Consider the following 650-nt stretch of genomic DNA (forward strand, 5'->3'; position numbering starts at 1 on the left):
TGCTTCTCGAAGACCTTCGGCCAGATCACGAGGTTCGCGATCCCGGTCTCGTCTTCAAGCGTGATGAACATGACGCCCTTTGCCGATCCTGGCCGCTGGCGCACAAGCACGATGCCCGCGGTTTCAAGCCACTGACTGTCCCGCGCGCCCATCGCCTCCCGGCAGGTGACTATCCCGCGCCGGGCAAGGTCCTGCCTCAGGAAAAAGACTGGGTGGCGGCGCAGGGAAAGTCCCGTGCGGCCATAGTCGGCGACGACCTCGCTTCCTTCAGTCATCGGCCTGAGAGGCACAGCCGGCTCGTCCAGTTCCGGCACGGTGGCGGACTCGCGCGCCGATGCCGCGGCAAACAGGGGCAGCGGCTCGTCGCGCAGTGCCTTGACCTGCCAGACCGCCTCACGCCGTTCGAGGCCGAGCGACGGCCGGAAGGCATCGGCATCGGCCAGCTGCTTCAGCGCAAGCACGGGAACGCCGGCGCGGCGCCACAGGTCATCCACCGACCTGTAGGGCGTGTCCGCGCGCGCTGCCAGGATTGCCGCGGCATGCGCGTTGGCCAGTCCCTTGACCATGCGCATGCCGAGCCGAACCGCGAAGCGGCTCTCGTCACCGGTTGGCTCCAGCGTGCAGTCCCAGCGCGAGGCGTTGATGCAGAC

General features: G+C 68.0%; 1 protein-coding gene. It reads right to left on the reverse strand.

Features of this window, described 5'->3' with window-relative positions:
- On the reverse strand, positions 1–650 hold a 650-nt coding region (locus NYR54_RS19125), incomplete at both ends, for a helix-hairpin-helix domain-containing protein (RefSeq protein WP_479878023.1).

The organism is Chelativorans petroleitrophicus, assembly GCF_025398195.1.
Taxonomy (GTDB): Bacteria; Pseudomonadota; Alphaproteobacteria; order Rhizobiales; family Rhizobiaceae; genus Chelativorans; species Chelativorans petroleitrophicus.